Consider the following 13,646-nt stretch of genomic DNA (forward strand, 5'->3'; position numbering starts at 1 on the left):
ATAATCCGCAGGCGGAGCAGCCGTGTATCGCCAACGCTTCACGGCACCCGGACAGAATGAGGAACAGAAGGTGAGCCAATGAGCAGTTTAGAAGAATTTTCCCCGGCCATACTGGAAGAGGTCGTCGGCGACCGCTTTGGCCGGTATTCCAAATATATCATTCAGGACCGGGCGATTCCCGACGTACGCGACGGCCTGAAGCCGGTGCAGCGCCGGATCCTGTACGCGATGTACGACTCCGGCAATACGCCTGACAAGCCGTACCGTAAATCCGCCAAGACGGTCGGGGACGTTATGGGTAACTACCATCCCCACGGCGATTCTTCCATTTATGACGGTATGGTGCGGATGGCCCAGCCTTGGAAGATGGGCCATGTGCTGGTCGACGGCCACGGCAACTGGGGTTCGATGGACGATGACCCGGCAGCGGCGATGCGCTATACCGAAGCCCGCCTGTCGCCGATTGCGCTGGAAATGCTGCGCGACATCGAGAAGCGTACCGTACAGTTCAAGGACAATTTCGATAACACCGCGAAAGAGCCGGTCGTCGTTCCTTCGCGCTACCCGAATCTGCTGGTGAACGGCGCCAGCGGCATCTCTGCGGGCTTTGCGACGGAAATTCCGCCGCATAACCTGCGTGAAGTCATCGACGCCTGCATCGCGGTGATGCAGAAGCCGGACATTCCGCTGGAAGAGATCATGACCTTTATCAAGGGTCCGGATTTCCCGACAGGCGGCACGATTATGGGCGGGGAGGGCATTCTCGAAGCGTACCGCACCGGTAAGGGCCGCATTTATCTGCGCTCCAAGACGGAGATCGAGAATCTGCGCGGCGGCAAGCAGCAGATCGTCGTCACCGAGGTGCCGTTCCAGGTCGTGAAATCACGGATGGTCTCCGCGATGGAGAACATCCGCCTGGAGAAGAAGATCGACGGCATTGCCGAAGTGCGCGACGAGAGCGGCCGGGACGGCCTGCGCATCGTGGTTGAGCTGAAGAAGGATGCCGACGCCCAGGGTGTGCTGAATTACCTGCTGAAGAAGACGGATTTGCAGGTCACTTATAACTTCAACATGGTGGCCATCGTTAACAAGGCTCCACATCAGCTCGGGCTCAAAGCGATTCTGGAGGCCTATATTGCCCATCAGCGCGAGGTGGTTACCCGCCGCACCCAGTTCGATCTGGAGCGTGCGGAGGACCGGGCCCAGGTGCTGGAAGGGCTCGTCAAAGCGCTGAACATTCTGGACGAAGTTATCGCGGCGATCAAGGCTTCGAAGAACCGCCAGGACGCCCAGAACAACCTGGTCTGGATGTTCGGGTTCACCGAACGTCAGGCGGATGCCATTCTCACGCTGCAGCTGTACCGGCTGACCAATCTGGAGATTCATTCCCTCCAGAAGGAGCTGGACGAGACGCAGGCGCGCATTAAGACCCTGCGGGGTATTCTGGAGAGCGACAAGAAGCTGATCTCCGTCATCCGCAAGGAGCTGCTGGAAATCCGCGACAAATACGGCATGGACCGCCGTTCGGTGATCCAGGGTGAAGTCGAGGAAATCAAGGTCAGCCTGGAAGTGCTGGTGAATGCCGAGGATGTGCTGGTGGCGCTGTCGGCCGACGGCTATATCAAGCGGACGGGCATGCTGTCGTTCACACGCTCCGGCGGCGAGCGGCAGGGCTCGGGCGTCAAGGACGGCGACCACATTGTCAAGGTAATGGATCTTAATACCCGCGACAATCTGCTCGTCTTTACCCGCAAAGGGCAATACTTCCTGCTGCCGGTACATCAGATTCCAGAGTTCAAGTGGAAGGACCCCGGTACGGCGATCGTCAATGTGATCTCTTTGGCCAAAGGCGACAGCATTGTCAATGTGCTTCCGGCCGGCAACCTGGAAGAGCCGCAGCGCAGCCTGGTATTCGTGACCCGCAAGGGCCAGGTGAAGCGCACCGAACTCAAAGAATACTCTACCACCCGCTCCGGGGCGGTGGCGGCCTGCAAGGTGGCCGAAGGCGATGAGATTGTAACCGTGGCGCTCAGCAGCAGCGACAAGGATATTGTGCTGGTCACCCGTGAAGGGATGAGCATCCGTTTCCGCGAAAGTGAAGTCAACCCGATGGGCCGTGTAGCTAGCGGTGTCCGCGGCATCCAGCTGCGGGAAGGAGACGAGGTGGTCTCCTGCTTCTGGGTACACGAAGACGAAGGCGAGATTCTGACCGTATCCGATCTGGGGTATGCGAAGCGGTCCCTGCTGGTCGATTATCCTTCGCAGAGCCGCGGCGGCAAAGGAATGCCGACCTTTGAATTCAAGGAAGGCAAACGCGTCAAGCCGAACGGCAGCCGGATCGCCGGCGCCTTCCACTGCACGGAGCCGCTGGAGCTGACGGCGGTTACCCGTGAAGGAACGCTCCAGGCATTCAGTTCAGAAGCTGCGCCGCTTGCAGAGCGGAAATCCATCGGCAAGCAGCTGGTTGCGGTCGATAAGAAGGACGAGATTATTCATTTATTCGTGTCGGTGAAGTAAGTCCGCCGCATGCCGTACAGTGCCCGAAGGCCCGTTATAACGGTCTTCGGGCACTGTTTTTTTACAGAAAAATTCAAGGAAATGTATCGCTTGCGCTGTTTCATATCACAATTTATGGTTACTAAGCGCAAGATTTCTGTGATAGTATGGAATTACCTGGAATATGCCGGTGGAGTCGCTGAAATTTCCGTTATCCGAAAGGAGATTCATGAGATGTACCTGCAGCATCATAATTTGCTGATCCGCAAGGCGCAAGAGGAGGACGCGCCGATCTTGTGCAAATGGTGGAATGACGGGAAGGTCATGGCCCATGCGGGCTTCCCCTTTGGCCTAAGAACCACTGTAGAAGCCGTAGAGGACCGGATTCAGGCTGCGACGGTACAGAACAGTCTGCTTATGATCGAGATCGCAGGCGAGCCTGCGGGAGAGATGAATTACCGGGCGCTTCCGGGCAATGAGGCTGAGATCGGCATTAAGATTTGCCAGTTCCAGCAGCAGGGCAAAGGATACGGCACTGTCTTAATAACTATGCTGATCGGCTCATTGTTCAAAGAATTGAATTATGCCACAATCAGATTGGATACCAATATCAGGAACGCCCGGGCGCAGCATGTCTTTGAGAAAATCGGCTTCAAGCAGACGGCGCTGCACCGCGATGCCTGGAAGAATCAGCTTGGCGAATGGCAATCTTCGGTGGAATATGAAATGACCAAGGCTTATTATTTCAAGCGGTTTGGCTGACGGGAGATTTGGCCGTGACATCTGACGGATGAGATAAATTTTGGGCGTATGCAGGAAATGGAAGTTGTTTCGCGAAAATAGTATTATAACGGAATCATTCCGCAGGAAAGGAAGGAATTAGTGTGCACTCCGCTGAATTCAGTAAAATATGGCACAAAATTTTAAAGGATTACAAGCTGCACATGGATACCAAGCTTGCCCCGACACTGACTGATGCCCAACTTACTGTGCTGGAATTGCTTCAGGAACGTGACGCCATGAAGCCTTCCGACCTGGCGCCGCATTTAGCTACCAGTCCGGCGGCGGTTACGATGCTGCTTGACCGGATGGAGAAGCATAACCTGATTGTCCGTGAACGCGATGCGGCAGACCGGAGAATCGTCTGGGTCAGCATTACAGAGACGGGCAAGAGGGAGACTGAGCGCGGCCTGCGTATTCGCAGCGAGTTCTTCGCTGAAGCGCTTGATCCGATTTCCTCACATAACCAGCAACTTCTGCTGTACCTGATGGGCAAAATGGTGATGGCTCCGGCAGCGGAAAGCCCGGTCCGTTGACGTTGCTCCTTGCACAGGCACAGGCAGGAAGAGATCATACAATATCTTAATGCCGCTATACATAAGAACAGGCCGTCCGTTAACGGACGGCCTGTTCTTGCAAATGACGCGGCCACAGATTCCAGGGATGGGTCTGCGGAGGCAGGGAGACCAGTTCAATCTCCTGTTTGCTCACGGGATGAGGAAACCCGACCACGGCGGACCAAAGGGCAATCTGCTGCCCGGGCTTGTTAACCGTTGCCCCGTACTTCTGGTCTCCGTAGAGCGGACAGCCGATTCCCGCAAGCTGCACCCGGATCTGGTGGGAACGTCCGGTGAGCAGATCGATGCGGAGCAGGCTGCAGCCCTCGGCGGTTCCCAGCACGGTGTAGTCAAGGATGGCTTCCTTGCCGCCGGGGGTTCCTTTGCGGACGATCTGCACTGTGTTGCTCTTAGGGTCCTTTAGCAGAGTGTTGACCAGCCGTCCCTTGGACTGTCGTGGTACGCCGTGGACGACGGTCAGATACACCTTGCGGAAGCTGTGGGTACGGACGCTGTCGGACAGCCGGGAGGCGGCCTTGGAGGTCTTGGCGAAGATCATCGCCCCGCCGACAGGCCGGTCCAGTCGGTGGACAAGCCCCATGAATACATTGCCCGGCTTGTTGTAGCGCTCTTTTACGTCCTCTTTCAGCAGGCTGAGCAGGTCCGCATCTCCTGTTGCATCCTCTTGCACCGGAATATTGACGGGCTTCACAATCCCCAGCAGATGATTGTCCTCAAACAGCACCTCGAAGCGCGAGGCTGCACCGCCCGGAGTTTCGGCACCGCCGGATTGATAATCCGCCATGAGTTAAGACTCCCAGCGGCCGAGAATGCCGCAAGGCAGGGTCATGCCGGATGCGGTGATCGGCAGGCCGATCTCGCCGGAGGACAGCTTGCCGCCGTAACGTTTACCCATCGTCATGGCCAGCATATTGCGCAGCACTGTCGGAGAAATGCCGGTAGTGTAGGAATTGATCAACAGGAACAGCGGCTTGTCGCTCATAATCTGCATGCAGCTCTCCAGGAAGGGATAGAGGCTTGTCTCCAGCTTCCACATCTCACCGCTGGGGCCTCTTCCGTAGGAAGGCGGGTCCATGATGATGGCATCGTACTTGCTGCCGCGGCGCTGCTCGCGCTGCACGAATTTGAATACATCGTCGGTGATGAAGCGTACCGGACGTTCACCCAGACCGGACAACTGCACATTCTCTTTAGCCCATTGCACCATGCCTTTGGCGGCATCTACATGAACGACCGAAGCGCCGGCGCTGGCTGCAGCCACCGTTGCTCCGCCGGTGTAAGCGAACAGATTCAGCACGGAGATCGGGCGGTTCGCCGCAGCGATCTTGTCCATCATCCAGCTCCAGTTCGCCGCCTGCTCCGGGAACAGCCCCGTGTGCTTGAAGTTCGTCGGGCGCAGATGGAACTTCAGTTTGCCGTAACCGATCTTCCAATCGGCGGGAATCGGCTTCTTCATCTCCCATTGGCCGCCCCCGGAAGAGCTGCGGTGATAATGCCCGTGGACATCGCGCCACTTGCCGGTATCATTGGAGAGCGGCCAAATAATCTGCGGGTCCGGCCGGCGGAGAATGACATCCCCCCAGCGTTCCAGCTTCTCGCCGCCTCCGGTATCAAGTACTTCATAGTCCTGCCATTCGCTTGCTATATACATCGATAATCCATCCTTCAAAAAAATTCATTTAGCCTTAATTGTACAACATATCCCCCCGCCGCTACAAACCGTTTTCTGCCATTCCTGCGACTATTCTCAGTTTGTCCCGACTATTGATTGTGTATAAGGCTTTACGAAAGCCGGCCGCGCGAGACCGTCATGAAATAAGCAGGTAAAATAAGACGGGCATGTCTGAGGAGGAGTGGAGAACATGTTGGACCTCTCGGCATTATGCTATCCGCTCACGGCCAATCCGGCGGCTGCCAGCGAATTCCTGCCGTGCCGTGCTTTGCGGCCTTATATCCACTGTTTCTGGGAAACGGCTGCCGCTCAAGGAGGCGGGAATGTCCGTGATCCGGACGGCAATGGGATTACGCTGCTTGAAGGCGGATACCTGGCTCAAGAATAGACTCCTGACCTCGAAAATACGAACTTTAACCCTGATGCCGGGGGATGAGGTTCGTATTATTTTTTCTTTCTAGTTGACATTGATAATCATTATCAAATAGAATGTGGGTAGCTAAGCGGGATGAAACATGATGAACCCAGGGAGGAACGATAGATGCCGAAGGTATTGGTGGCCTTCGCCAGCTTGACGGGCAACACCGAAGAGATGGCGGAGCTGATTGTGGAAGGAATACGCGCGGCGGGCGGGGAAGCGGTCATGAAATCGGTCACCGATTGCAACGCTATTGAGATACAAGAATATGAAGGCGTGCTGCTCGGGGCATACACCTGGGGCGACGGCGAGCTGCCGGATGAGTTCCTGGACTTCTATGAAGAGATGGATGAGCTTGAACTGCAGGGCGTAAAGGCGGCTGTATTCGGCAGCGGAGATACCGGTTACGAAATCTACTGCGGCGCAGTGGACCAGTTGGAGGCGAAGCTGAAGGAACGCGGGGGGGTGATTGTCCAGGACAACCTCAAGGTCGAATATGGACCGAATGCAGCGGAAAAAGAGCTCTGCCGCAGCTTCGGCCGCCAATTCATCGAAGCTTTCGCGGCGGTGTCCTGAGCATGGGCCGCACAGCGGGAAGTCTGATTGCGGAAGGGGCTGGCCGGCAAGGCCTCCGTTACAGCCGGCTCAATGATTTCCGCGCCGAGCATCTGATGCTGGGGGGAGCCGGCGGGGGCTCCGGCAGCCCGGCGACCGGGCTGCCCGTATGGAGGCAGCAGGTCCAGTACGCGGTGGGGCATACGCTCAACGATTTCTACAGCCTCCAGCCGGAGGTGCGCCGGGAGACGCCGGTCCAGTTCCTCCTGGAGCGGCGCTGGCCGCCGAAAGGGAATGCTTTTCCCTCCCTGCTGCATTACTGGGAAGTGAAGACCACCATCGCCGCTGAGCTGATGCGGATTGTCTCCTGTAACCATTTGCAGGACATTCCGGTCAAACTGTACGAGCAGTGGCATGTCCAGGTTCCGGAGCTTGAGCTTGAGCTGGCGATGATTTTTCAGCTGGCGTGGGGCTCTGGGATGAGCGGCGGGGGTCTCAAGCTCCAGAAATTTATGGTAAGCGGTCACGAGGATGTGATCGCGGGATTCCTGCACATGAGCAATGTCTTCTGTCATAAGGCGTACGGCCGGCCGGCGGAGACGGTGGAAGTCTTCTCGCTGCTGGACGGCCGCAATCATTGCTATGACGGAGCCTGCTTCTCACTGGATGAATCGCTGGATTACGTCCGTCTGCTTGCCGTCACACTGAAGCAGGAGGAGGACGCGGAGCTGGCCGCAAAATTCGGGGGAAGCGCAACGGACCGCCCCGCTGCTTCCTGCTACGGACTGATGTAACGCCTCCGAGCGGTGCAGGCGTGCACGAACATAGCAAAGAAGCCGGTTCCGCTCCTGGAACCGGCTTCTTTGCGGTCGAACGATATTATCCGTTATAGCTGTAGTAATTCTGCCGGTTCTGAATGACAAATCCGCAGCTTTCGTACAGCTTCAGGGCATTCGGGTTATCCAGAGCAACCTCCAGGCTCACGCTGTTGCCGTGATGCCGCTCCCGCTCAATGGTCTGGAGCAGCGAGCTGCGCCCGATGCCCCGGCTGCGCAGCCGCCGATCTACGACAAAACCGGAAATCCAGGTCTCTCCGTCTTCCGTATACAGCCGCATCTTGCCGGCGGGCTGGCCGTTCCATTCGATCAGGACATGTTCCTCTGAGTTTCCCGGTTGAATCTGATTGTACATCCCGGCGGCGTCCGCCTGGTCCATGCCGAAGCCGTCCAGGTCCAGAGCGATGAGCAGATCCGTCTCATCATCGCGCGCCGGCCGCAGGGTGACTTCCCCGGCAGCGGCAGATCCGGCGCTGTCCGCCTGTACCTGAGCAGCTGCACTGTCCCATTTCATCTGATATTCGGCATGATGAAAGGAGACGGGCAGCTTCTTCAGAAAGCCTGCGGCAGATTGGGATGTCTCGGGAGCGTTGAGCAGCACCGAACGGGCCGGTCCTTTGGCGAGCACGTCCTGAGCCTGCTGCCACAGACCGGTGAAGATTCCCCGGCGGCGGTAGCCCGGGCGGACCATGCCGCAGATTTCCAGCTCGCTTCCGATGCCGTACAGTCCGATGAACCCGACCAGCAGATTTCCCTCAACCTTCACCAGCCACTGTGCCCCGCCGTCTTCCGGCACCTGGCGCAGCATATCCCAGTTCAGCTTCAGGTTAATGTGCTCGTATTGCTCGCAGCGCTGCTGCAATTCCTCTATTTGCTTCAATGTTTCTTCCGTATTCAAACCTAGTTCCTCCCAGCGATTCACGCCGGATTGCTTACTCCTTGGAAGCGCGCGGGCTCAGGACGTCCGCATATTCGGCGTGTTTCTTGAATTGATGTGCCGCATAAGTGCACTCAGGTACAATCTTTACATTCTCCGCACGGGCTTTGTCGACCACGGCCCGCACCAGCTTCTCACCCGCACCTTGGCCGCGCAGATCTTCGGATACAAAGGTATGATCCACTACAATATCCCCGTTGCCCTCATCCGATCTGTATGTAATTTCGGCCAGGTCCTTACCGTCGCCAGCAATATAGAAACGATTCTCTCCATTCTGAATGTGCATCTTATTAACCTCACTCCTGTTCGCTGTAATGCTACTATTGTACTACCCGAATTTGGAAAAAGCGAGGTCGCGACTTTTTTAGATTAAACAACGCCGTTTAGTAAGTTATAACGTCCCGGATCACGCCCTGCTTGCGTTTGAGCCGCCTAATGCCCTAAGATGAAGACACTAACGCTGCAAAGAATAGAAGTCGCATCAGGAGGAATGAGTGTGGAATATGAGGTAGGGGTTGAATTCTGGCCAATCTACGAATTGGTGAACAGCATACATACTTATATCTGCAAAAAATCCGGCAGGAAGATCGAGCTCGGCAGCGAGTGGTCCGCTGAAGTATACGCTACACTGAGTCCGGAGCTGCGCCTCGCGCTGGAGCATGCGGAATTGGACAATGACTGGAAGCTGCTCAATCTGCTGCTCTACCTGTGTCCGGACAAATCAACGGTGGAGGGAGTGCTTCTCTGGCTGGAACAATTATCGGTCGGTGAGATGTATGAGACTCTTTCCGGGTATGTCAGCATTTTCCCGACCCAAATGAATGAGTACCGCAGCCGGATGCTCTTCCTGCTCTCGGAATGGAACCGGCAATATTTTAGCAGCGGTAATGATAACGTTCTGCGTAAGCTTCAGGAGCATGCGGAGGAGCGGAGGGCCGTGCTGGCAACAAGCCCTGTGCAGAATTTTGTCGATGAGACGACGAACGGATTCGTCTTCCTTCCGGTGGAAGGATTGCGCCGGCTGGTGCTGATTCCGCATTTTCATTTTCAGCCGGTCAATATCATTTATAACTTTGGTTCGCTGACCCTCTGCCATTATGCGGCCCGGATTACCGCCGGCGAGGAGGAAATCTCTCCATTCATGTATAAAGCCTTGCGCAGTCTGAGCGAGAAAAGCCGGCTGCGGATTCTCAAGTCGTTGGGGCAGGAGCGCAGAACCTTCTCGGAAATCGCCCGGAGCGCCGGCATCTCCAAGGGCATCGTCCATGACCATGTATTCAGCCTGCGCTGTGCCGGTCTGCTGCATGCTTATATCGAAGGTGAAGCGGTCACCTCCTACAGTCTCAGACTGGAAGGCGTCCGTCAAATGAATACGCAGCTGCTGCAGTATTTAAGCTAAGATCATGCTTGCTGGTTAACAGGCTTGATTTCGGCCGATGTTCTCCCGATCGGGAGAACATCGGTCTTTTTTTTTGTCTGGAAAAATATATGTTTCTGCAACTAAAGAATTATTTTGTTGTTCTCTCTTTACAGAACACTAATCTCTTTCTATAATGTGAACTATCGGCTATTAATCATACTTAGCGGGTAGGAATTCTAGAAGATAAAAATTGGAGAAAAGAGATGATACTCATGAAAAGAAGCACATTGCTGTTATCCTCCTTGCTGATTGCCGGATCGCTGCTGGTCACGGCTTGCAGCAACGGCGATAACAATTCCGCAGCGTCCGGCAATACCGGCTCAAACAGCGTGAACAGTGCGGCGCCATCGGCTGCTTCCGGGGGAGACGCCACAGCGCAAACCACCGCTTCACCGGCGCCTGTGCCGGCGGGAGCGCTCAATGAGCCCTATACGGCTACTGACCTGACCAAACTGCCGGCCGCTGCGCAAAGCCGCACCGATACGATTATTGTCGGGCTTACAGATCCCAGCGGCGCGTTTACCCCTTATTTTCAGGAAAGCGGCTATGACGGCAATGTTTCTTCGCTGCTCTATGCATCCCTGGTAACCGTGGACAACAACGGGGTGCCGGTGCCGGATCTGGCGGAGAGCTGGGAGGTATCGGAAGATCAGCTTACATACACGTTTCACCTGCGGAAGGATTTGAAGTTCAGTGACGGCTCGCCGCTGACGGCGGAGGATGTCGCTTTTACCTGGACGATTCAATATGACATAAGCTATGACGGCGGCTCCTCGCTGCCTTCGCTGAAGGTGAAGGGTGGTCAGGCTTATAAGGAAGGCACCGCCAAGAGCGTCGAAGGGATCAAGGTCATTGATCCGCAGACGATTACGGTCACTTTGGAGCAGCCCAATGCGACAGCACTGGTGACGCTCGGCTCCAATGTCCTCTCCAAGGCCTATTACGGTAAGGATTATACGTTCGGCAATCTGGAGTACATCAAGAAGCTGCACGAGAAGCCGCTCGGCGACGGGCCTTACAAGCTGGAGAAATTCCTGCCCGGCCAGGAAGTGCGGCTCACGGCGAACGAGAATTATTACAAGGGCAAACCGAAGACGGAGCATTTCATTTACAAAACCTCGCAGGGCGACGCGTGGCAGTTCCTGGAGACGGGAGAAGTGGACTATGCCTCGTTCAGCGCGACGGAAGAGAATATCGAGAAGCTGAAGTCGCTGGGCTTCGTCAACATTATCCCTTATACACCGAGCACCTACGGCTATATGCAGGTCAACCTGAAGCATGAGCAGCTTAAGGATAAGAAGGTACGGCAGGCAATCGTATACGGCCTTGACCGTCAGAGCATTTATGTCGATGCTGCTGAGGGCGCAGGCTCTATCGCCAACATTCCGGCTTCGCCGATTTCCTGGGCCTACACCGAGGAAGGCATTAATCCATACAACTATGATCCGGAAAAAGCGAAGCAGCTGCTCGACGAAGCCGGATGGACCGTGGGCGGAGGAGGTATCCGCGAGAAAGACGGGCAGAAGCTGAGCCTTCACTATCTCGGTTCCAAGAGCAAGAACACCGACATCTTTATTGCCGTAGCCAAAGAAAACTTTGCGGAGCTTGGCATCGACTTCCAGCCGGAAATCTTCGCCGACTTCAACTCGCTGGTCTCCAAGGTGGAGGGCGGGGACTATGATCTGGTCTCCTTCTCTACGCCGATGCTGACCGACCCGGCCGACGGGTTCATGCAGTTCTTCGACGGCGAAATTACCGATTACGACAACCCGAAATTCCTGGAGCTCTATAACAAGGCGCTGGCCACGACGGACATCGAACAGCGCAAAGCGGTATACAAAGAGCTTTACCAGCTCTTGAACGACGAACTGCCGATTATCTTCACCAGCTATAAAAAGACGGTATATGCCTATAACGGACGGATTCAGAATCTGACGGTCAGTCCGTTCATCGGGCTTGCCGGCAGTCTTCCCGAGTGGACATTGAAATAAATCCATGCTCTTGTCCCCTGCCTGCAGCTGTCTGTACGGCAGGGGGCGGGTAAAATCAAGGGAGCCGATCATGAGTACCTATCTGAGCAAAAGACTGCTGTATATGATCCTGATCCTGTTCGCCGCTTCGCTGCTGATCTTTGCCCTCTACGCCAATACGCCGGGCGATTTCATCACCGGCAACATCAAGCTGACAGCGGAACGCAAAGCGGAGCTGCGCGAAATCTACGGACTTAACAAGCCGATGCTGGAACGTTACGGCATCTGGCTGAAAAATGCGCTGCACGGCGACTTCGGCTATTCCTTGGCCCAGCAGAAGCCGGTGCTGCAGCTGTTTAACGATTACATCTGGAATTCGTTCCTGCTGGCGGCCGTTTCCACCTTTCTTACCTGGCTGATCGCGGTCGTTATCGGGGTCATTTCCGCATACCGGCAGTATTCCTGGTTTGATACGCTGGTGATGATCGGTATTTTTGCCGCGATGTCGCTGCCGTCTTTTTTTATCGGGCTGTTTCTGATCAAGATGCTGGCTGTCGATCTGCAGTGGCTGCCTCCGGGAGGGATGATCACCACCGGCAGCAATGCTACCGGAATGGCTTACGTTAAGGAAGTGATCCAGCATATGACCTTACCGGTTGTGGTCATGACGCTGCTGGGACTCGGCTCGCTGACCCGGTATTTCCGCAGCGGGATGATCGATGTGCTGCGCCAGGACTATATCCGCACCGCCCGGGCTAAAGGCCTCAGCGAACGCAAGGTCCTGTTCCGGCATGCCTTGCGCAATGCACTGCTGCCGGCGATCACGCTGGTCGGCTTTGAGCTGCCGTCCTTGTTCGGGGGATCGATTATCATTGAACAAATCTTCAACTGGCCGGGTGTCGGCCAGCTGTATATGAAGTCCTTCGGCCTGCGGGATTATCCCCTACTGATGGGTTTTACGATGCTGCTTGCCATTCTGACCGTGCTCGGAACGCTGCTCTCGGATATGCTCTACCGGGTAGCCGATCCGCGTGTGCGGCTGTAAGGGGGCGGCACAAATGCGAACAAACACTGTATCTGCGGCAGCTTCGCCGAAGCGCTCCCGTGAGCGCAGGTCCTCGCTGCTGGGACAATCGCTGCGGAAGCTGATGCATAACAAGCTGGCGGTGGCGGGGTTTGCCGTCGTCGTCTTTATGACCCTGCTGTGCTTCATCGGTCCGCTGTTCTCGCCGTATACCGACAACAGAATCAATATGGCGATGATGAATAAAGCCCCGAGTCTCAAGCACTGGCTCGGAACGGATGCGCTGGGCCGCGACATTATGACCCGGGTGATGCAAGCCGGACGGATCTCACTGACGGTCGGGCTGGCTTCGATGCTGCTTTCCGTTTTCCTGGGCGCCTTGCTCGGGGCAATCTCCGGCTATTACCGGGGAATCACCGACCAGATTATCATGCGGATCGCCGATCTCCTGATGACTGTTCCGAATTTGCCGCTGCTGTTTATTTTCGGCGCGATGCTGTCGGAGTGGAAGGTACCGACGGATTACCGGATGTATCTGGTCATGCTGATGCTCAGTGCGGTGAACTGGCCGGGCATGGCGCGGATGGTCCGGGGACAAATGCTCAGCCTGCGGGAGCGCGAATTCATGCAGGCGGCAGAGGTGCTCGGCCTGCGCAGCAGCCGGAAGCTGCTGCATCATCTGCTGCCGAACATTGTACCGCTCCTGATCGTCATGGCTACGCTGAATATCGGCGGAGCGATTCTCAGTGAATCGGTGCTCAGCTTTTTCGGTCTCGGGGTCATGCCGCCGACGCCAACCTGGGGCAATATGATCGATGCGGCCAACAATATGATCGATTTTCAGAATCATCCGTGGCTGTGGATTCCGCCGGGGGTGTCCATCTTTGCCATAGTCATTGCCATCAATATATTCGGCGACGGCCTGCGGGACGTCCTGGACCCTAAACAGAAGAGGTAGGT

Annotated in this window: 14 protein-coding genes; 10 read left to right on the top strand and 4 right to left on the bottom strand. The window is 55.9% G+C overall.

The window, feature by feature from the left end:
* Positions 1-78 precede the first annotated feature (78 nt).
* From gyrA to F1381_RS09325, 3 genes are all read left to right on the top strand, one after another.
* Positions 79-2,517 (top strand): DNA gyrase subunit A, encoded by a 2,439-nt coding sequence (gyrA, locus tag F1381_RS09315; RefSeq protein ID WP_151734546.1) that lies wholly within the window; start codon positions 79-81, stop codon positions 2,515-2,517.
* A gap of 138 nt (positions 2,518-2,655) precedes the next feature.
* Entirely contained in the window at positions 2,656-3,258 is a 603-nt protein-coding gene (locus F1381_RS09320; protein WP_222850427.1) for a GNAT family N-acetyltransferase, read from the top strand.
* A gap of 122 nt (positions 3,259-3,380) precedes the next feature.
* Positions 3,381-3,812, top strand: coding sequence for a MarR family winged helix-turn-helix transcriptional regulator (locus F1381_RS09325; protein ID WP_151734548.1), 432 nt, complete (start codon positions 3,381-3,383; stop codon positions 3,810-3,812).
* A 79-nt stretch (positions 3,813-3,891) separates the two neighbouring features.
* Here F1381_RS09325 and F1381_RS09330 read toward each other — a convergent pair whose 3' ends face one another.
* Positions 3,892-4,638, bottom strand: a complete 747-nt coding sequence (locus F1381_RS09330; protein ID WP_151734549.1) for an RluA family pseudouridine synthase — start codon at positions 4,636-4,638, stop codon at positions 3,892-3,894.
* 3 nt (positions 4,639-4,641) lie between these two features.
* Positions 4,642-5,505, bottom strand: coding sequence for a class I SAM-dependent methyltransferase (locus F1381_RS09335; protein WP_151734550.1), 864 nt, complete (start codon positions 5,503-5,505; stop codon positions 4,642-4,644).
* A gap of 211 nt (positions 5,506-5,716) precedes the next feature.
* Between F1381_RS09335 and F1381_RS09340 the strand changes: the two genes are divergently transcribed.
* The 3 genes from F1381_RS09340 to F1381_RS09350 all read left to right on the top strand — a co-directional run bounded on the left by F1381_RS09340 (position 5,717) and on the right by F1381_RS09350 (position 7,293).
* A complete protein-coding gene (locus F1381_RS09340) occupies positions 5,717-5,914 on the top strand; it encodes a hypothetical protein (protein WP_151734551.1) in 198 nt (65 codons plus the stop codon).
* Between the two features lie 153 nt (positions 5,915-6,067).
* Positions 6,068-6,520 carry a flavodoxin gene (locus F1381_RS09345; RefSeq protein ID WP_151734552.1) on the top strand — a complete coding sequence of 151 codons (453 nt, stop codon included), beginning with the start codon at positions 6,068-6,070 and terminating at the stop codon, positions 6,518-6,520.
* Between the two features lie 2 nt (positions 6,521-6,522).
* A complete protein-coding gene (locus F1381_RS09350; protein ID WP_151734553.1) occupies positions 6,523-7,293 on the top strand; it encodes a hypothetical protein in 771 nt (256 codons plus the stop codon).
* Positions 7,294-7,378: 85 nt separating this feature from the next.
* Here the strand turns inward: F1381_RS09350 and F1381_RS09355 are convergent, their stop codons facing one another.
* Positions 7,379-8,233: a GNAT family N-acetyltransferase gene (locus tag F1381_RS09355; protein WP_151734554.1), complete on the bottom strand. Its 855-nt coding sequence runs from the start codon at positions 8,231-8,233 to the stop codon at positions 7,379-7,381.
* Between the two features lie 34 nt (positions 8,234-8,267).
* A complete protein-coding gene (locus tag F1381_RS09360; protein ID WP_151734555.1) occupies positions 8,268-8,558 on the bottom strand; it encodes a GNAT family N-acetyltransferase in 291 nt (96 codons plus the stop codon).
* A 210-nt stretch (positions 8,559-8,768) separates the two neighbouring features.
* Between F1381_RS09360 and F1381_RS09365 the strand changes: the two genes are divergently transcribed.
* From F1381_RS09365 to opp4C, 4 genes are all read left to right on the top strand, one after another.
* Complete coding sequence (locus tag F1381_RS09365) at positions 8,769-9,671, top strand: ArsR/SmtB family transcription factor (RefSeq protein WP_151734556.1); 903 nt, start codon at positions 8,769-8,771, stop codon at positions 9,669-9,671.
* A gap of 233 nt (positions 9,672-9,904) precedes the next feature.
* Positions 9,905-11,683, top strand: coding sequence for an ABC transporter substrate-binding protein (locus F1381_RS09370; protein WP_151734557.1), 1,779 nt, complete (start codon positions 9,905-9,907; stop codon positions 11,681-11,683).
* A gap of 70 nt (positions 11,684-11,753) precedes the next feature.
* Positions 11,754-12,707: an ABC transporter permease gene (locus F1381_RS09375; protein WP_151734558.1), complete on the top strand. Its 954-nt coding sequence runs from the start codon at positions 11,754-11,756 to the stop codon at positions 12,705-12,707.
* A 13-nt stretch (positions 12,708-12,720) separates the two neighbouring features.
* The gene (gene opp4C, locus F1381_RS09380) at positions 12,721-13,644 is read left to right on the top strand and encodes an oligopeptide ABC transporter permease (RefSeq protein ID WP_151734559.1); all 924 of its coding nucleotides are present in this window, start codon (positions 12,721-12,723) and stop codon (positions 13,642-13,644) included.
* Positions 13,645-13,646: the final 2 nt, after the last annotated feature.

Origin of the sequence: Paenibacillus tengchongensis, from assembly GCF_008973665.1 — a bacterium.
GTDB classification, from domain to species: domain Bacteria; phylum Bacillota; class Bacilli; order Paenibacillales; family Paenibacillaceae; genus Paenibacillus_AQ; species Paenibacillus_AQ tengchongensis.